General features: G+C 59.4%; 15 protein-coding genes. 9 read left to right on the top strand and 6 right to left on the bottom strand.

Annotated elements, in window-relative coordinates:
- Positions 1-10 precede the first annotated feature (10 nt).
- Genes ACOMDU_RS07520 through ACOMDU_RS07505 form a run of 4 tightly spaced genes read left to right on the top strand, consistent with a single transcriptional unit; the run spans position 11 to position 7,250 of the window.
- Positions 11-1,147: a 1-deoxy-D-xylulose-5-phosphate reductoisomerase gene (locus tag ACOMDU_RS07520; RefSeq protein ID WP_421129775.1), complete on the top strand. Its 1,137-nt coding sequence runs from the start codon at positions 11-13 to the stop codon at positions 1,145-1,147.
- A gap of 24 nt (positions 1,148-1,171) precedes the next feature.
- Complete coding sequence (locus ACOMDU_RS07515; RefSeq protein ID WP_421129774.1) at positions 1,172-2,236, top strand: M50 family metallopeptidase; 1,065 nt, start codon at positions 1,172-1,174, stop codon at positions 2,234-2,236.
- A gap of 13 nt (positions 2,237-2,249) precedes the next feature.
- Positions 2,250-3,287 carry a flavodoxin-dependent (E)-4-hydroxy-3-methylbut-2-enyl-diphosphate synthase gene (gene ispG, locus ACOMDU_RS07510; protein ID WP_421129773.1) on the top strand — a complete coding sequence of 346 codons (1,038 nt, stop codon included), beginning with the start codon at positions 2,250-2,252 and terminating at the stop codon, positions 3,285-3,287.
- Between the two features lie 24 nt (positions 3,288-3,311).
- On the top strand, positions 3,312-7,250 hold the full coding sequence (locus ACOMDU_RS07505) for a PolC-type DNA polymerase III (protein ID WP_421129772.1): 3,939 nt from the start codon (positions 3,312-3,314) through the stop codon (positions 7,248-7,250).
- Positions 7,251-7,304: 54 nt separating this feature from the next.
- On the opposite strand, the gene ACOMDU_RS07500 is transcribed toward ACOMDU_RS07505, so the two are convergent.
- From ACOMDU_RS07500 to ACOMDU_RS07475, 6 genes are all read right to left on the bottom strand, one after another.
- Positions 7,305-8,219 (bottom strand): DMT family transporter, encoded by a 915-nt coding sequence (locus ACOMDU_RS07500; protein WP_421129771.1) that lies wholly within the window; start codon positions 8,217-8,219, stop codon positions 7,305-7,307.
- Positions 8,220-8,241: 22 nt separating this feature from the next.
- Positions 8,242-8,898, bottom strand: coding sequence for a glycerol-3-phosphate acyltransferase (locus ACOMDU_RS07495; RefSeq protein ID WP_421129770.1), 657 nt, complete (start codon positions 8,896-8,898; stop codon positions 8,242-8,244).
- Positions 8,895-10,223 carry a ribosome biogenesis GTPase Der gene (der, locus tag ACOMDU_RS07490; protein WP_421129769.1) on the bottom strand — a complete coding sequence of 443 codons (1,329 nt, stop codon included), beginning with the start codon at positions 10,221-10,223 and terminating at the stop codon, positions 8,895-8,897. The genes ACOMDU_RS07495 and der overlap by 4 nt, the downstream gene beginning before the upstream one ends.
- A gap of 3 nt (positions 10,224-10,226) precedes the next feature.
- A complete protein-coding gene (locus tag ACOMDU_RS07485) occupies positions 10,227-11,531 on the bottom strand; it encodes a DUF512 domain-containing protein (RefSeq protein WP_421129768.1) in 1,305 nt (434 codons plus the stop codon).
- 232 nt (positions 11,532-11,763) lie between these two features.
- On the bottom strand, positions 11,764-11,958 hold the full coding sequence (gene rpmF / locus ACOMDU_RS07480) for a 50S ribosomal protein L32 (protein WP_022136348.1): 195 nt from the start codon (positions 11,956-11,958) through the stop codon (positions 11,764-11,766).
- Between the two features lie 53 nt (positions 11,959-12,011).
- On the bottom strand, positions 12,012-12,512 hold the full coding sequence (locus ACOMDU_RS07475) for a YceD family protein (protein ID WP_421129767.1): 501 nt from the start codon (positions 12,510-12,512) through the stop codon (positions 12,012-12,014).
- Between the two features lie 133 nt (positions 12,513-12,645).
- Here ACOMDU_RS07475 and ACOMDU_RS07470 point away from each other — a divergent pair, with 133 nt between their 5' ends.
- From ACOMDU_RS07470 to ACOMDU_RS07450, 5 genes are all read left to right on the top strand, one after another.
- Positions 12,646-13,602 carry an RluA family pseudouridine synthase gene (locus tag ACOMDU_RS07470; protein WP_421129766.1) on the top strand — a complete coding sequence of 319 codons (957 nt, stop codon included), beginning with the start codon at positions 12,646-12,648 and terminating at the stop codon, positions 13,600-13,602.
- A 189-nt stretch (positions 13,603-13,791) separates the two neighbouring features.
- On the top strand, positions 13,792-14,934 hold the full coding sequence (potA, locus tag ACOMDU_RS07465; protein WP_022136351.1) for a spermidine/putrescine ABC transporter ATP-binding protein: 1,143 nt from the start codon (positions 13,792-13,794) through the stop codon (positions 14,932-14,934).
- On the top strand, positions 14,924-15,778 hold the full coding sequence (locus ACOMDU_RS07460; protein WP_022136352.1) for an ABC transporter permease: 855 nt from the start codon (positions 14,924-14,926) through the stop codon (positions 15,776-15,778). Before potA ends, ACOMDU_RS07460 begins: the two co-directional genes overlap by 11 nt.
- Positions 15,775-17,763: an extracellular solute-binding protein gene (locus ACOMDU_RS07455; RefSeq protein WP_421129765.1), complete on the top strand. Its 1,989-nt coding sequence runs from the start codon at positions 15,775-15,777 to the stop codon at positions 17,761-17,763. Before ACOMDU_RS07460 ends, ACOMDU_RS07455 begins: the two co-directional genes overlap by 4 nt.
- A 76-nt stretch (positions 17,764-17,839) precedes the next feature.
- A complete protein-coding gene (locus ACOMDU_RS07450) occupies positions 17,840-18,238 on the top strand; it encodes a thioesterase family protein (RefSeq protein ID WP_421129764.1) in 399 nt (132 codons plus the stop codon).
- Positions 18,239-18,257: the final 19 nt, after the last annotated feature.

Here is an 18,257-nt window from a genome sequence, read left to right as displayed (position 1 = left end):
GGAAGGACCTATGACGAAAACCATCGCCCTGTTGGGGGCTACCGGCTCCATCGGGCGGCAGACGCTGGAGGTGGCCGGGGAGCTGGGCCTCCGCGTGGCGGCGCTGACCGCCAATACACAGGTAGACCTGTTGGAGCAGCAGGCGCGGCAGTATATGCCGCGCCTTGCGGTGCTGTATGACGAAAATGCGGCGCTGGCGCTGAAAAAACGGCTGCGGGGGACCGGCATTGAGGTCATGGCAGGGGAGGAGGGCCTGTTGGCTGCCGCCGCTATGACCGAGGCGGACACGGTGGTGACTGCCGTGATGGGCAGCGTGGGGCTGCGTCCCACACTGGCGGCAATCCAAAAAGGCAAGCGCATCGCGCTGGCCAATAAGGAAACGCTGGTGTGCGCCGGTGAGCTGGTGATGGACGCGGCGGAGAAATACGGCGCGGAGATCGTGCCGGTGGACAGTGAGCACAGTGCGGTGTTTCAGTGCTTGCAGGGCTGCCGGGACCGGGGTGAGGTGCGGCGTATCCTGCTGACCTGCTCCGGCGGGCCGTTCTACGGAAGGACCTTCGACGAGCTGGAGCACATGACGGCGGCGGATGCCCTGCGCCATCCCAACTGGCACATGGGACCGAAGATCACGGTGGACTCCGCCACACTGATGAACAAGGGATTGGAGATCATCGAGGCCATGCGGCTCTATCGCCTGCCGGTGGAGCAGGTGCAGGCGGTGATACACCGCCAGAGCATCGTGCATTCGCTGGTGGAGTTCCGGGACGGGGCGCTGCTGGCGCAGCTGGGCACGCCGGATATGAAGCTGCCCATCCGCTACGCGCTGACGTATCCCTACCGGGCCGAGAGCCCGGATAAGCCGCTGGACCTGCTGACGTGCGGCGCGCTGACCTTTGCCGAGCCGGACGAGAGGGCGTTCCCCTGTCTGCGTCTGGCACGGTATGCCGCAGCGGTGGGCGGCACCGCCTGCGCCATACTCAACGGCGCCAACGAGGCGGCCGTGGGAATGTTTCTGCGGGGTGAGATCGGCTTTAACGATATCTCCCGGCGGGTGGAGCGCGCGTTGGAGCGGGTGCCGGTGCAATATCAGCCAAGCCTTGCGGATATACTGGAAGCAGACAAGGCGGCGCGGCGCGCTGCCCTGTGACATCCGGAAAAGGAGCTTGCATACATGATCGTATATATCATAGCGGCCCTGCTGGTGTTCGGTATTTTGATCGCCGTCCATGAGCTGGGGCATTTTCTGGCGGCCAAGGCCTGCGGCGTGCGGGTCAACGAGTTCGCCATCGGCATGGGACCGGTGCTGTGGAAAAAGCAGCGGGGGGATACCCAGTATTCTCTGCGGGCTTTTCCGGTGGGCGGTTTCTGTGCCATGGAGGGGGAAGAGGAGGACTCTGACGATCCGGCGGCGCTGAACCGCCAGGACTTTTGGAAAAAGCTGATCATTTTTGCCGCCGGCGCGGCCATGAATTTTCTGGCGGGGCTTATTATCATCTTCTGCCTGTATGCGCCGGCGCAGGGGTTCTATCAGCCGGTGATCTCCGGCTTTGCCGAGGGTTGTCCGTTGGAGAGCGCCGACGGCTTGCAGACCGGGGACCGGCTGGTGTCCATCGATGGGGAGCGCGTGTACATTTACAGCGACGTGAGCCTGCTGCTTGGCCTGAATAAGACCGGCACATTCGACCTGGTGGTGGACCGCGGCGGGGAGAAGGTGCGCCTGGACGACTTTGCCATGACGAGACAGACGTATACCGATCAAAGCGGAAATGCGTACAGCGGCTACGGAATATACTTCGGTGCGGCGGCGGCCACCTTCGGCGACAAACTGGCCTACACCTGGAACAATGCTGTGGATTTCGTGCGTCTGGTGCGGCTGAGTCTGCAAATGCTCTTTACCGGGCAGGCGGGCCTGCGGGACCTGAGTGGCCCGGTGGGGATCGTGTCCACCATGGTACAGGTAGGTGAGCAGGCGGAGACGACCCAGGCGGCGGTGGAGAACATCGCCTACATCGCGGCGCTGATCGCAGTGAATCTGGCGGTGATGAACCTGCTGCCCCTGCCGGCATTAGACGGCGGGCGGATATTCTTCCTGATCATCAACGCGGCAGCCATGCTGCTGTTCCGGAAGCAGATACCGGCAAAATATGAGAACTATATCCACTTCGCGGGACTTATTCTGCTGCTGGCGCTGATGGTGGTGCTGGTGTTCAGCGACGTGGGAAAGCTGATCCACTGAGGAGGCGGGGACGGTGACAAGACGCATACAGGTGGGCGCGGTACCGGTGGGCGGCGGCGCGGCCGTAAGCATACAGTCCATGTGCAATACGCCCACGGAGGACGTGAACGCCACGGTGCGGCAGATACAGCGCCTGGAGCAGGCGGGCTGCGAGATCGTGCGTGTGGCGGTGCCCACGGAGGAGGCCGCACGGGCCATTCCGAGCATCAAGGCGGCTATACACATCCCGCTGGTGGCGGATATCCACTTTGATTACCGGCTGGCGTTGCTGTGTGTGGACGGCGGTGTGGATAAAATACGCATCAACCCCGGCAACATCGGGTCGAAGGACCGCGTGCGGGCCGTGGCCGACGCCTGCCGGGAGCGGGGCATTCCGATCCGTGTGGGCGTCAACGGCGGGTCGCTGGAGAAGGACCTGGTGCAAAAATACGGCGGTGTGACCGCCGAGGCGTTGGCCGAGAGTGCACTGGGCCATGTGCGCCTGTTGGAGGAGTGCGGCTTCGGGGATATCTGCATCTCCGTGAAGTGCTCCCGGGTGCCGGTAAATATGGCGGCCTACGAGCTGCTGCACGAAAAGGTGGACTATCCGCTACATCTGGGCGTCACCGAGGCCGGCACACCGGAGATGGGGGTGCTGAAGTCGGCCATCGGCATCGGCGGACTGCTGTGTCGGGGTATCGGCGATACGCTGCGGGTGAGCCTGACTGCCGACCCGGTGGAAGAGGTAGTGGCCGCCAAGCGTATTTTGCAGGCCTGCGGTCTGCGGCAGACGGGGCCGGACCTGATCGCCTGCCCCACCTGCGGGCGGACGAAGTATGATATGCTGCCCATCGCCCGGGAGGTGGAACGGCGGCTGAAGAACTGTGACAAGCCCATCACCGTGGCGGTGATGGGGTGCGTGGTCAATGGACCGGGTGAGGCCACTGCTGCGGATGTGGGCATCGCCGGAGGCAAGGGCGAGGGATTGCTGTTCGCTAAGGGAAAGGTTCTGCGAAAAGTGCCGGAGGACCAGCTGGTGGACGCGCTGTTCGAGGAGATCGACAAGCTGTAACAAGAGATACGATAGGGGAGAAACATGGCGGAGAGAGTACCGTTTTTTACGCTGTTTGAGAGCTTTCAGGCGCCGCGGCAGCTGCGCCTGCTGCTGCACGATGCCTGCATCATCAGCGGCGCGCTGGATATGGCGGGCCGGACGCTGGAGGTGCAGATAGAGAGCAGTGAGACACTGCCCCAGACGGCGCAGGACGCCCTGCAGCAGATGCTGGCGCAGCAGTATGATCTGCGGCAGGTGCTGCTGCATTTCTGCGGCACCGGCGAGCAAAAGGGCGACAACGGGGTGATCTGGGGCAAGACGATCACCGGAAAGCTGACGCCTATCGGCGAACTGAATATCAAGCAGGGCAGCGCCATTGTGGAGGGCCGGGTATTCAAGGCAGAGTGCTATGAGACACGGCGCAAGGGCATGTGGACGCTGAACTTCAACATCACCGATGAGCGCGGCTCCGTGGCCGTGCGGAAGGCCATGGATGAAAAAGAGGCCAAGGTGCTGGGCGGCGCGATCAACGACGGGATGTGGCTGCGCCTGCAGGGCAAGGTGGAACTGACCTACGACGGGAAGGATATCCTGCTGCGGCCGGTGAATATTATGAAGATCAGCCATACGGCCCGGCAGGACAATGCACCGGAGAAGCGGGTGGAGCTGCACCTGCATACGCAGATGAGCAGCATGGATGCTCTGACGGATGTGGGCAAGGTGGTAAAGCAGGCGGCAGCATGGGGCCACCCGGCTATTGCCATTACCGACCACGGCACGGTGCAGGCATTCCCAAAGGCGCGGGACGCGGGCAAGGGGAAGATCAAGATCCTGTACGGCGTGGAGGGGTACTATGTCAATAACCTGGACGACCGCATTGCCGTACACGGTGCGCAGGATCAGGACTTTGACGACGAGATCGTGTGCTTCGACATCGAAACCACCGGGTTGAAGGTACAGCGGGAGGCCATCACGGAGATCGGCGCAGTGGTGCTGAAAAACGGGAAGATCACGGATACGTTTCAGACCTTCGTGAACCCCGGCCGTCGGCTGACGCCGGAGATCATCGGCCTGACGGGCATTACGGATGCCATGCTGGCGGACGCGCCGCCGCCGGAGGAAGCACTGGCGGCGTTTTTGAAATTCGTGGACGGGCGACCGCTGGCGGCCCACAATGCGGAGTTCGACATTGGGTTTATCCGGGCCGGATGCCGCAGGGCGGGGCTGGAATTCGACCCCACGTACATCGACAGCCTGATCCTGGCGCAGAACCTGCTGCCGGAGCTGCACAAACATAAGCTGGACATCGTAGCGGAGCATTTGGATCTGCCCGCCTTCAACCACCACCGGGCGTCGGACGACGCGGGGATGGTGGGGTATATGCTGATACCCTTTTTTGAGAGAATGCGGCGGGAGATGGGAATTTCCCGTCTGCAGGAGATCAACGGGCAGATGGAGAAGCTGCGGCCCCGGGGCGGCGGCAGCCGGCACCCCAAGCATATTATCATCCTGGCGAAGAACAAGCTGGGTCTGAAGCATCTGTATCAGCTGATCTCAGCTTCAAACCTCAAGTATTTCAAGCGTGTGCCCATTATCCCCAAGACGGAGCTGATCGCCCATCGGGAGGGCCTCATTATCGGCTCAGCCTGTGAGGCAGGCGAGCTGTTCCGGGCGGTGGCGGACCGCAAGGACTGGGCGGAGCTGAAGCGCATCGCATCGTTCTACGATTACCTGGAGATACAGCCCATCTGCAATAATATGTTCATGCTTCGCAACGGCGCGGTGCAGTCAGAGGAGGAGCTGCGGGAGTTCAACCGTACTATCGTCCGGTTGGGCCGGGAGCTGGGCAAGCCAGTGTGCGCCACCGGTGATGTGCACTTCCAGGAGCCGGAGGACGAGGTATACCGCCATATCCTGCTGGCCAGCAAGAAGTTTGCCGACGCCGACGCACCCCTGCCCATTTACTTCAAGACCACGGAGGAGATGCTGGCGGAGTTTGCCTATCTGGGTGAAGAGGAAGCGCATCGGGTGGTCATCGATGACCCGCGCGGCGTCGCCGACCGTATCGAGGAGATCGAGCTGCTGCCGCCGGGACGGTTGTTCCCGCCGCGGCTGGAGAATTCGGAGCAGGAACTTCATGACAGAGTGTGGGACAAGTGTCACGAGCTGTATGGCGACGAGCCGCCTCAGCTGATCGTGGACCGGCTGAACGTGGAACTGAAAAGCATTCTGGGCAAGTACGACGTGGTGTATATGTCCGCCCAGAAGCTGGTGCAGCGCAGCCTGGAAAACGGTTATCTGGTGGGCAGCCGGGGCAGTGTGGGGTCCTCACTGGTGGCGTATATGTCCGGCATTACGGAGGTGAACTCCCTGCCGCCCCATTATCGCTGCCCCAAATGCCGCCATACTGAGTTCATCACCGATGGCAGCTACGGCTGCGGCGCGGATATGCCCGATAAGAATTGCCCGATGTGCGGGGCAAAGTACGCTAAGGACGGATTTGACATCCCCTTTGAGACGTTTTTGGGCTACGGCGGCGGTAAGGTGCCGGATATCGACCTGAATTTCTCCGGTGAGTACCAGGCCCGGGCACACCAGCACGCCATCGAGATGTTCGGCAAGACCCAGGTGTTCCGGGCGGGGACCATCGGTACCCTGGCGGAAAAGACCGCCTTCGGCATGGTGAAGAAATACCTGGAGGAACGGGGCGAGACGGCCTCCAACGCGGAGCTGGATCGCCTGACGCTGGGCTGCGTGGGCGTGCGGCGTACTACGGGGCAGCACCCCGGTGGGCTGGTGGTGGTGCCGGATGATATGGATGTGGAGGATTTTACCGCGGTGCAGCACCCGGCAGACGATGCCAACAGCGACACTGTGACCACTCATTTCGAGTATCACTGCATGGAGGACAACCTCCTGAAGCTGGATATGCTGGGACACGATGACCCCACCATGATCAAAATGCTGGAGGACCTGACCGGCGTGAACGCGCGGGCCATCCCCTTGGATGACCCGGATACCATGAGTATTTTCACCTCGTCCAAGGTGCTGGGCTTTGAAAATGACGAGATACTGGGTCCCACCGGCGCCGTGGCTATCCCGGAGTTCAACACCCGGTTCACCCGCGGTATGCTGATGGATACCATGCCCCAGGATTTCAATACCCTGGTACGGTTGTCCGGCTTCTCCCACGGTACCGACGTGTGGCTGGGCAATGCCCGGGACTTGATCGTGGGCGGCACGGCCAGCGTTTTGGAGACGGTGGGCTGCCGCGATGATATCATGTTGTACCTAATCTCCATGGGGCTGGAGCCGAAGATGAGCTTTAAGATCATGGAGGCGGTGCGTAAGGGCAAAGTAAAGAAAAAGGGCTTCGAGGACGGCTGGGAGGAGGCTATGCGGGAGCATCAGGTGCCGGATTGGTATATCGGCTCTCTGGCCAAGATCGGCTATCTGTTCCCTAAGGCCCACGCTGTGGCCTATGTGATGATGGCATTCCGCATCGCGTGGTTCAAAGTCCACCAACCTCTAGCATTCTACGCTACGTTCTTCTCCATCCGGGCCAAGGCCTTCGACGCGGAGTACTGCTGCGCCGGCATGGATGCGGTGAAGCAGAAAATCAGGGAGATCGAGAACAATAAGGACGCCACCGACGTGGAACAGAACCTGCTGGTGACGCTGGAGGTGTGCTACGAGTTCTATCTGCGGGGCTTCCATTTTGACACCATTAGTATTTACGACTCCGATGCCACACACTTCAAGATCACGGAAAACGGCCTGCTGCCTCCCTTTGTAACGGTGCGCGGTCTGGGTGAGACGGCGGCGCTGGACACGGTGGAGAAGCGAAAGGGAAAAACCTTCATCTCTGTAGAGGAGTTCGCCACCATCTGCAACAAGCTTAGTAAGACCCATATCGAGCAGCTGAAGGCGCTGGGTGCCTTTGCCGGTATGGCGGATACCAGTCAGGTGACGCTGTTCTGAGACAGCCAAAAGCGCAAAAAAGAAGCACCCGAGCGGGTGCTTCTTTTTTGCACTTTATTCGGCTTTCTGTTTCACGGGGAAGTCGATCTGGGCCAGAAGAACGGCGGCGAACATCACGGCGCAGCCGATATACTCGCGGACGGACATCTGCTGCTTGAGAATGATGGCACCGGCGATGACGGCGAACACACTCTCCAGACTCAGCAGGATGGTGACCACCGTGGGGTTGGAACCCTTCTGCGCCAGAATTTGCAGGGTGTAGCCCACGCCGCAGGAGAAGATGCCCACGTACAGCAGAGGAAGGATGCAGCTCCAGATGGCGGCGAAGTCCACCTCCTCAAAGAGGAACATACACACGGTGGAGATAACGCCGGCAAACAGGAATTGCAGACAGCTGAGCTTTACGCCGTCACAGTAGGCGGTGAAATGGTCGATGACCAGAATATGTACCGCGAAGCACACGGCGCAGATCAAGATTAGCAGATCGCCGGGGGAAAGGGAGAAGCTGCCCTTGATGCATAGCAGATACAGCGCCAGTACAGACAAGGCCACGGCGATCCATACGGGAAGGCTGACCTTCCGCTTGAAGAACAGACCGAACACGGGCACCAGCACCACATATAGGGCGGTGATGAAGCCGGCCTTGCCGGAGTCAGTGCCGGCCACCATACCCGCTTGCTGGAAGTTGGAAGCCATGGCCAGCGCCGCACCGCAGCACAGGCCGCCCAGCCACAGCTGCCGGTTGGCGGCCTTTTTCTCGGCGGGGGAGAGGACGGGCTTGTCCTTTTTCAGCTTGTCGCTGATGACGATGACCACCAGCAGCGCCAGCACCGCGATAAAGTAGCGGCTGGCGTTGAAGGCGAACGCGCCGATGGAGTCGGCGCACATATCCTGCGCAACGAAGGCGGTACCCCAGATGAAGGCGGCCAGAATGGGGAAAACCACCTGCCGCATCTGATTGTGTTTCATGTCAGTGATGTCCTTTCTCTGTTTACTCTTTCTCTTTCGGTGCGCCGGCGTGCCATTGGAATTTGCGTTCCTGATGATGCAGCAGGCGCGTGATATTCTCCCGGTGGCACCAGATCACCAGCGCGGCGATCAGCACGGCCAGCGCCGTGTAGAGGAGGCTGCGGCCGCAGAAGAAAAATGTGGTGACGGGCATGGAGGCAGCGGCGCAGACGGAGCCGAGAGAGACATATCTCGTCAGCAACCACAGGGCGGCGAACAGACCCCACGCGATCAGACCGACACGCCAGTCCAGCAGCCACACCAGCGTGCCGCCGGACAGGATGCCCTTGCCGCCTTTGAAGCCGAAGAACACCGGGAACATATGACCCAACTCACAGCCAAGGCCACCCAGCAGGACGCCCAGCCTCCAGTCGCCGGCCAGATAGTCGAAGGCTGCACCGCCAATCAGGCAGGCAATCACTGTTTTACCCATGTCGAAGAGGATGACACCCAGTGCGTATTTGGCACCGTAGGTGCGGTAGAAGTTGGTCAGGCCCGCATTGCCGCTGCCGTGCTGCCGCACATCGTCCTTGATGATGAAGTGGCTGACCATTACCGAGCCGTTGAGACAGCCTAAGAAATAACCCAGCAGCAATATGACCAGTGAGGCCAGCAGTATAGCGCCGATGAGATGGTTCAACCGTCGTCCTCTCCCTTCTGGCGGATAGTCAGCACGATGGGGGTGCCCTCCAGGCCGAACACGCTGCGGAGCTGGTTTTCCAGATACCGCTGGTAGGAGAAGTGGAAGAGCTTTTTGTCGTTGCAGAAGATGACGAAGTGGGGCGGCTTGACGCCCACCTGCGTCATGTAGTAGATCTTCAGGCGGCGCCCCTTGTCCGTGGGTGGCTGAACGCGGGTCTGCGCGTCTGCCAGCACACTGTTCAGCGTGCCGGTGGTGATCCGCATGGCCGCCTGATCGTTGACGTAGTTGATCAGCTCAAAGAGACGGCCCACCCGCTGGCCGGTCAGGGCGGAGATGAACAGAATGGGGGCATAGGGCATATAGCTCAGGTCCCGGCGGATGTCCTCACGCATACGGTCCATGGTCTTGTCGTCCTTTTCGATCAGGTCCCATTTGTTCACCACGATAATGCATGCCTTGCCCGCGTCATGCGCCAGACCGGCGACCTTGGTGTCCTGCTCGGTGACACCCTCCTGAGCATCGATGAGAATGAGGCAGACGTCGCTGCGCTCAATAGCCATGGTGGCCCGCAGAACGCTGTATTTTTCGATGTTGTCATCTACCTTGGACTTTTTCCGCATACCGGCGGTGTCGATGAAATTATATTTGCCATACTGGTTCTCGAAGTAGCTGTCGATGGCGTCGCGGGTGGTGCCGGCTACATTGCTGACGATAACGCGTTCCTCGCCCAGAATACGGTTCGTCAAGCTGGATTTACCTACATTGGGCTTTCCGATAATGGCCACCTGTACCACGTCGGAGTCGTCCTCCTCATCCGTTTCCGGCGGAAAATACTTGATGCATTCGTCCAGCAGATCGCCGGTGCCGTGGCCGTGAACGGCGGAGACAGCCACGGGGTCGCCCAGACCCAGGTTGTAGAACTCATAGAAATCCGGGTCGACCGCGCCCACAGAGTCCATCTTGTTCACCGCCAGCACGATGGGCTTACGGCTGCGCTGAAGCATACTGGCCACCTCCTGGTCGGAGGCAGTCAGGCCGGTCTTGATATCCGTGACGAAGATAATGACGTCGGCGTTGTCGATGGCGATCTGGGCCTGCTCCCGCATGAAGGACAGAATTTGGCTGTCTGTATTGGGCTCGATGCCGCCGGTGTCCACCAGGCGGAACCTGCGTCCCACCCACTCGCTCTCACCGTAGATGCGGTCGCGGGTGACGCCGGGGGTGTCCTCTACGATGGACAGCCGCCGGCCGATGATCTTATTGAACAGCATGGATTTGCCTACATTGGGCCGCCCCACGATAGCGATCAAAGGCAGTGCCATAGTTTATTCCTCCCTATCCAGCATGGCGTCCAAGAGGTCGCCGCCGTCTATCCCCACGATCTGCACCGGGCAGCCCAGCTCAGCGCTGAGACGATCCACGGTGTAGTCGTCCAAAAATACGTTTTCGCCGTGCCGCAGCATGTGCAGCGGCAGCAGCACCCGGCCCAGATCCGGGACCTTTTGCAGCTGCGCCGACAGGTCCTGACCTGTCAGCAGACCGGCTACGTCGATGGTGTGGCCGAAAAAGTCGTTCTCCACGGCGATCACTTGTCCCCGCAGCGCCGGGAACCAAGCGCTGGCTTGCTCCAGCAGATAGCGCATAAAAGGGGCGGCGGCAGTGCCGGTGGCGACGGTAAAGGGTGCAGGGGCCTCGTCGTGGTCCTCCAGCCGTATGGCGCTGAGAAAGTCCTGCTCCAGTGAGCGCAGCATACCCACGCCGTTTTCCAGCTGCCGATAGCCCTCGTAGTAGTCCTCTTGGGGCAGATCCAGTCCGGCCCGCAGGAACAGTTCGTCAGCACAGAAGAACCTACGGGTGCCGAAGCGGCGCAGATTTTCCAGCCCGAATTCCTCGGCGATGGCAATGATGTCCCGGGCACAGTCCCTGTCCACGGGCCTTAGCTTGGCCAGACCCTGGCGGTACTTGGTGATACCCACCGGCACAAGAGAGCAGCTGGAGAACTGCCACTCGGTCAAGTCCCGCAGGGTGCGGCGCAGTTGGTCACCGTCGTTCCAGCCGGGGCAAACCACGATCTGCCCGTTCATGACGATACCGGCCTTGCAGAAGGCCTGGATATAGTCCAGCGACCGGGCGGCGTTCTTGTTGCCAAGCATGGTGCAGTGCAGCTGTGGGTCGGTGGCGTGGACGGAGACGTTGATGGGGCTGATGTGCAGGTCAATGATCCGCTGTGCCTCCCGCTCCGTCAGGTTGGTGAGGGTGATGTAGTTGCCCAGCAGAAAGCTCAGCCGTGCGTCGTCATCCTTGAAGTACAGCGTGGAGCGCATACCCGGCGGCATCTGGTCTACAAAGCAGAACAAGCAGTGATTGGCACAGGAGCGCATTTCGTCCATCAGATATGTGTCGAAGTTCAGCCCCAGGTCCTGGCCTTCGGCCTTGCGGCAGGTGACGTGCCGCACGTTGCCTGCCGCCGTTTTCAGCTCAAGGTGCGACAGGGGATCATAGCCGTAAAAACGATAGTCCAGCACATCCACGATGGGGTGGCCGTTGATGGATAGAAGCTGTTCGCCCACCTGAACGCCGGCGCGCTCCGCGGGGCTGTGCCGGTCGATGGCGGTGATGATGGTACTCATAATACGTCCTCACTCATGCAAAATGCGGCCTTATCCACAATAGGACATAATACCACATAATAATCAACTCATTATACCGTTTTTTGACGTGAGACGCAAGCACAATATAGTATAGCCGCCCACGAGCATAAAGTAAAACGATGGATTTTGATACTTCCCATGACGAAAAGTGTGGGAGCAGTAAAAAACAAGAGGGAAGCGGCGCTTCCCTCTTGCAAAGGCACAACAGAACTTATTTCGCGGCCACAGACTTGACGACCTTGACCTCGCGGCCGTTGTAGCTGCCGCACTCCGGGCACATTCTGTGGGGGAGATGCAGCGCGCCGCACTTGGCGCACGCCACCAGCGTGGGAGCTGCCAGCTTCCATACGGAAGAACGTCTCTTATTGCGTCTTTGCTTGGATACTTTTCCCTTAGGGACTGCCATGTTGACACCTCCTTGGTCTTAATTGCCTGAGCAGCAATGTAATAAAAAGTAATTCACTCATCCTTCTGCAGCAACTGCGCCAGCTTCGCCAGACGGGGATCCACTGCCTTTTTGCATCGGCAGCTCTCCCGGTTCAGGTTCACACCACAGCCGGGGCACAGCCCCTTGCAGTCCTCTGAGCAGAGAAACTTCGTGTCCATATCGAGGATAAAGGCGTCGCGCGCCAACTCCTCCACATCCACCTCGTCGTTATCCAGCAGGATGATGTCGTCGCTTTCGTCAGACTCACGCGCCTCTGCCAATACGCAGCCGTAGCGTGTCGTCTTGTCCGCGTCGTACGCTTCACCGCACCGGTCACAGATACAATGCAGCGTGGTGGTCAACGTCATTCCGCACAGCAGCAGCCCAGCCTTATTCTCCAGCCGGCAGTCCACAACAACCGGACGGGAAACGGGACAAGAACCACCGAATTCCAAGTCGGACAGATCCATTTCAAAACGGATGTCCTGCCGGGCATCGGGGGTATGCAGCAGCTTGTTGACGTTCAAACGCATAGTACACCTCACAATGGCACGTGTAGTATTATAGCCGACACAAAATGCCTTGTCAAACATTTTCTTACAAATATTTTGACTTTTTTCAAAAACACGGTACAATAAGCAGAGAAACACAGGGGAGGACGCCGTTATGCGGGAACTGACCATCGGAAAAAATGACGCCGGACAGCGGCTGGATAGATTTCTGTCCAAGGCGCTGCCCCTGCTGCCGCCTGCTCTGGCGCAGAAGTACATCCGCATCAAGCGGGTGAAGGTAAACGGCGGACGTGCCCAGCGGGACCAGCGGCTCAGTGCGGGCGATGTGCTGCAATTATACATCAACGACGAGTTTTTCGACAAGCCCTCAGAGGAAAATCTGTTTCTGACGCTGTTCAAGCCGCACCTGACGGTGGTGTACGAGGATGAGCACCTGCTGCTGGCGGACAAGCCGCAGGGAATGGTGGTCCACGCCGACGAGACGGAAAAGGTGAATACCCTCATCAACCACATCCAGGCATATCTGTACCAGAAACGGGAGTGGAACCCCAAGTGGGAAAATGCCTTTACGCCGGCACTGTGCAACCGCATCGACCGCAATACCGGCGGCATCGTCATCGCGGCCAAGGACGCCGAGACGCTGAGGGTCATCAACGAGAAGATACGGGACCGGGAAATGGACAAGCGCTACCTCTGCATTACCGCGGGCCGGCCGAAAAAGCCGGAAGGCCGGGTGGAGTGCTTTTTGCTGAAAGATGAGAAGAAAAAGCAGGTGTCCGTGTACCATAAGCCGATCCCCGGCGGAAAGACCGCCATTACCGATTACAAGGTGCTGGAGACGCGGGGAGAGCTGAGCTTGGTGGAGATCGGGCTGGAGACGGGCCGGACCCACCAGATCCGCGCCACGATGGCGGACCTGGGCTGCCCGCTGCTGGGGGACGGCAAATACGGCCGTGGGGACGTAAACCGCCGCTACGGCGAGACGCGGCAGGCCCTGTATGCCTACAAGCTGACCTTTGACCTGCCCACGGACGCGGGGCACCTGAACTATCTGCGCGGGCAGAGCTTTACAGTGGAAAATGTGCCCTTCCGGGACAAATATTTCGGCTGAGTGCCGTGCAGCGGATGGCTTTTGCCATCCGCTGTATTTTTTTCGGGGAAAAACGGAAAAATCCATTGACTTTCCCAGCGCTTTTATATATAGTGTACTCGCCATCTTTCGACAGAAACGAGCGCGTGAACAGACGCGCTGCCGCCGCGTCGAAGGGGGGCTATTTTACTGATGAATGGAGGAGGATAAATGTCCAAAGAGTTGATTCGCCTGCGGGATCTCTGCATGGCGTTTGACGACGAGCTGGTTCTCGATCACATCAATCTTTACATCAACGATTCCGAATTCCTCACGCTGCTTGGCCCCAGTGGGTGCGGCAAGACTACCACACTGCGGATCATCGGAGGTTTCACCACGCCCACAAGCGGCGACGTGACCTTCGACGGCGAGAGGATCAACGATGTCCCGCCCCATAAGCGGCAGATCAACACGGTGTTCCAGAAATATGCGCTGTTTCCGCATCTGGACGTGTTTGAAAACATCGCCTTTGGCCTGCGTATCGCAAAAGTGCCGGAGGACGAGATACGACAGCGTGTCGGTGAAATGCTGGAGGTCGTCAGCCTGAAGGGCTTTGACCGCCGGCGTGTCGACCAACTCTCCGGTGGTCAGCAGCAGCGTGTGGCGATCGCCCGCGCCCTGGTGAACCGGCCGAAGGTGCTGCTGCTGGACGAGCCGCTGGGCGCGCTGGATCTGCGTCTGCGTAAGGATATGCAGAACGAACTGAAACGTATCCAGCAGCAGATGGGCATCACGTTTATATATGTCACCCACGATCAGGAGGAAGCCCTGACCATGTCCGACACCGTGGTGGTCATGGACAAGGGCCGCATCCAGCAGATCGGCACACCGGAGGATATCTACAACGAACCGAAGAATGCCTTTGTGGCGGACTTCATCGGCGAGAGCAATATCCTCAACGGCACGATGGTCCGCGACAGGGTCGTGAAAATGTACGGCAAGGAATTCCCCTGCGTGGACGGCGGCTTCGCCGAAAATGAACCGGTGGACGTGGTCATTCGCCCGGAGGATATCGACATCGTGCCGGTGGAGCAGGGCCAGTTGGTAGGCACTGTCACCAACGTGACGTTCAAGGGGATGCAATATGATATCATCGTGGATTTCCGCGGCTTCAAGTGGTTGATCCAGACCACCGATCACTCTCCGGTGGGTGCCCGTATCGGCGTGAAGATCGATCCCGAGGGTTTCCACATTATGAAGAAGAGCGAGTATTCCGGTATGTTCGGCGACTATTCCTCTTACTCCGAGGAATACGAGGAACTGGCGGACGCCGGTGCTGAGCCGGAAGAGGAGGAGAGCGAGGATGAAGAGTAAGCTCTCCCGTTTCGCCGTGCCCTATGTGGTGTGGATGGCTATTTTTGTAGTAGCCCCCATTGTCATTATGGTGGTGTATGCCTTTGCCGGCAGCGAGGGCGGCTTCACGCTGGACAACTTTGTCCAGATGGGCGGTTACGCTGCCGTGTTCGGCCGTTCCTTCAAGCTGGCGCTGATTGCCACGGCTATCTGCCTGCTGTTGGGCTATCCTGTGGCGTACCTTCTCAGCCGGGAGGGCGAGCGCTTCCGCCGCACGGCCATGGTACTGATCATGCTGCCCATGTGGATGAACTTCCTGCTGCGGACCTACTCCTGGATGACCATCCTGGAGAACAACGGCCTGCTGAACCAGCTGTTCCAGAAACTGGGTATCATTGCCCTGTACAACCATCTGACAGGCAGCAGCCTGGAGTATTTTACCATGATCGACACCCAGGGCGCTGTGGTGCTGGGTATGGTCTATAACTACCTACCCTTTATGATCCTGCCTATCTACTCTGTGATTTGCAAGCTGGATTACTCCCTGCTGGAGGCAGCCCGCGACCTGGGGGCCAACACCGTCACGGTGTTCCGCAAGGTCATCCTGCCCCTGAGCCTGCCGGGCGTGCTGTCCGGCATCACCATGGTGTTCGTGCCCTCTGTGTCTACGTTCGCCATCAGCCGTATGCTGGGCGGCGGCACGGAGCTGTTGCTGGGCGACCTGATCGAACGGCAGTTCCTGGGCGGGGCGTATAACCCGCAGCTGGGCGCGGCTATTTCCCTGGTGATGATGCTGATCGTCGTTGTCTGTATGCTGGTGATGAACCGCTTTGGCGAGGGCGAGGAACAGGCGGTGATGCTATGAGACAGAGAAAGGGCAACTCCGTCGGCGATCGCCTGTTGATGATCCTGGTGGGCCTGTTCCTGTACGCACCCATCATCATCCTGATCGTCTTTTCCTTCAACGCCGGCAACAGCTCCAGTGTGTGGAAGGGCTTTTCCCTCCACTGGTACGCCGAGCTGCTGAACGACCGGCTCATTATGCACAGCGTGTATACCACGCTGCTGGTATCCTTGCTGGCTACCGTCATCGCCACCGTGGCGGGCACCTTTGCCGCTATCGGCTTTTACGGTATGCGACGCCGGGCGCGCACCGGGCTGATGGCCGTGAACAACATTCCCATGATGAACGCGGACATCGTCACCGGCGTCAGCCTGTGTCTGCTGTTCGTGGTATTCTTCAACGGATGGCATAGCTTTGCCGTGTGGGTCAACGGCTGGCAGTCACTGGTGGTGCTGCCTGAGCGACTGACCCTGGGCTTTGGCACACTGTTGATCGCCCACATCTGCTTCAACATCCCCTACGTCATTTTGTCCGTAGGGCCCAAGCTGCGGCAGATGGACCGCAATTTGGTCGATGCGGCCCAGGACTTGGGCTGCACCTGGATGCAGGCCTTCTGGAAGGTCATCATTCCGGAGATCAAGCCCGGTATCGTCTCCGGTGCGCTGACGGCTTTCACTATGTCCATCGATGATTTCATCATCAGCTACTTCACGGCGGGTACGTCCTCCTCCACGTTAGCCATGACCATCTACGGCATGACCAAAAAGCGCGTCAGCCCGGAGATCAACGCCGTATCCACGCTGCTGTTCGTCACGGTCATCATCCTGCTGGCCATCATCAACCTGCGGGAAAACCACCAGCAGAGCCACAGCCGCCGCCATGCGGAGGCCGCCGCTCCTGCGCCGGCGCCGAAAAAGCATCCCGGCCTGGGCAAGAAGCTGGCCGCGGGCGCTATGGCCTGTGTGCTGTTGGCGGTACTGATCGTCACCGGTGCCGCGGCCCGCAGCGAGCGCGTGGTCAATGTGTGCTCCTGGGGCGAGTATATCGATGAGTCCCTGATCACCGAATTCGAGGAGAAGACCGGCATCCGTGTGAACTACCAGACCGCCGAGAGCAATGAGGCGTTGTACTCCCTTATCAAGATGGGCGGCGCGGACTTCGATGTGATTGTACCCTCCGACTATATGATCGCCCGGCTGATCCAGGAGGATATGCTGGCGGAGCTGGACTACGCCGCCATCCCCAATTTCCAACTGATGGACCCCCAGTTTACCCATCTGAGCTTCGACCCGGAGAATAAGTACACCGTACCCTACACCTGGGGCAGCGTGGGTATCATCTACAACACGACTATGGTGGACGAGCCCATCACCAGCTGGGGCGCTATGTTCGACGAGAAGTACGCCGGACAGGTGCTGATGATCAACAACTCCCGCGACGCGCTGATGGCCGCCCTGTGCTATCTGGGCTACGACATCAACACCACCGATGAGGGACAGCTGACCGAGGCCTTTGAGCTGGTGAAGAATGCCAAAGACAAGGGTGTGTATCAGGCCTTCGTCATGGACGAGGTCTTCGGCAAGATGGAGGGCGGCAATGCGGCCATCACCATGTACTACGCCGGCGACTATCTGACCATGCTGGAGAATAACGAGGACCTGGCCTTCGTCATTCCCGAGGAGGGCAGCAACTGGTTCGTGGACGCCATGTGTGTGCTCAAGTCCAGCCAGCACAAGGCCGAGGCCTATGAGTGGATCAACTTTATCGCCTCTACCGACAGTAACCTGGCCAATATGGACTACATCTGGTATGCCTCTCCCAATGCCGAAGCGCTGGCGGAGTATCCCGCTTACTACGAGGAGACGTATGGTGAGCCGCTGGACGAGGAGATCTACAACATCATGGCCATTCCCGATGAGGAGCGCGAGCGCTGTGAGATCTATGTCAACCTGCCACAGGAGACGCTGAAGTTCTACGATAAGTTGTGGACACAGTTGGGCGTCTGACATTCGCGGTTTTTTTCCGCCCCGCGTATAGGCAAGAAATGTATTTAAAGAAAAGCGCTTAATTGGAGGAATTGCTATGATCGAAGTAGGTATGACCTATACCGCTGAAAAGACCGTCACCCCGGATATGACCGCCAAGGCTATCGGTTCCGGCGGGCTGGAGGTGTTCGGCACCCCCTTTATGATGGGACTGATGGAGTACGCCGCTATGCAGTGCGTGCAGCCGGAGCTGCCGGAGGGCAAGGGCACCGTGGGCGTGGAGATCAGTTCCAGTCACCTGGCGCCTACTCCTGTGGGCATGAAGGTCACCGCCACTGCCGAGGTGACGGGTATCTCCGCCAACGGCAAGATGATCACCTTCAAGGTCACGGCCCACGACGCCGATGGCCTGATCGGCGAGGGCACCCATACCCGCGCTGTCATCGACAACGCACGGTTTTTGCAGAAGTGCAATGACAAGCTGGCACGCGTATAAACCACAAAAAGCCGCCCGT

Source organism: Vescimonas sanitatis (assembly GCF_049060325.1).
GTDB lineage: Bacteria > Bacillota > Clostridia > Oscillospirales > Oscillospiraceae > Vescimonas > Vescimonas sanitatis.
Note: the sequence above shows the minus strand (reverse complement) of the source record. Positions and strands in the feature narration are given on the sequence as shown.

Excerpts from the sequence above, each read along its gene's own strand:
- ACOMDU_RS07520 (WP_421129775.1), top strand. The coding sequence starts at position 11 with ATGACGAAAACCATCGCCCTGTTGGGGGCTACCGGCTCCATCGGGCGG.
- ACOMDU_RS07515 (WP_421129774.1), top strand. The coding sequence starts at position 1,172 with ATGATCGTATATATCATAGCGGCCCTGCTGGTGTTCGGTATTTTGATC.
- ACOMDU_RS07505 (WP_421129772.1), top strand. The coding sequence starts at position 3,312 with ATGGCGGAGAGAGTACCGTTTTTTACGCTGTTTGAGAGCTTTCAGGCG.
- ACOMDU_RS07500 (WP_421129771.1), bottom strand. The coding sequence starts at position 8,219 with ATGAAACACAATCAGATGCGGCAGGTGGTTTTCCCCATTCTGGCCGCC.
- der (WP_421129769.1), bottom strand. The coding sequence starts at position 10,223 with ATGGCACTGCCTTTGATCGCTATCGTGGGGCGGCCCAATGTAGGCAAA.
- ACOMDU_RS07485 (WP_421129768.1), bottom strand. The coding sequence starts at position 11,531 with ATGAGTACCATCATCACCGCCATCGACCGGCACAGCCCCGCGGAGCGC.
- rpmF (WP_022136348.1), bottom strand. The coding sequence starts at position 11,958 with ATGGCAGTCCCTAAGGGAAAAGTATCCAAGCAAAGACGCAATAAGAGA.
- ACOMDU_RS07475 (WP_421129767.1), bottom strand. The coding sequence starts at position 12,512 with ATGCGTTTGAACGTCAACAAGCTGCTGCATACCCCCGATGCCCGGCAG.
- ACOMDU_RS07470 (WP_421129766.1), top strand. The coding sequence starts at position 12,646 with ATGCGGGAACTGACCATCGGAAAAAATGACGCCGGACAGCGGCTGGAT.
- potA (WP_022136351.1), top strand. The coding sequence starts at position 13,792 with ATGTCCAAAGAGTTGATTCGCCTGCGGGATCTCTGCATGGCGTTTGAC.
- ACOMDU_RS07460 (WP_022136352.1), top strand. The coding sequence starts at position 14,924 with ATGAAGAGTAAGCTCTCCCGTTTCGCCGTGCCCTATGTGGTGTGGATG.
- ACOMDU_RS07455 (WP_421129765.1), top strand. The coding sequence starts at position 15,775 with ATGAGACAGAGAAAGGGCAACTCCGTCGGCGATCGCCTGTTGATGATC.
- ACOMDU_RS07450 (WP_421129764.1), top strand. The coding sequence starts at position 17,840 with ATGATCGAAGTAGGTATGACCTATACCGCTGAAAAGACCGTCACCCCG.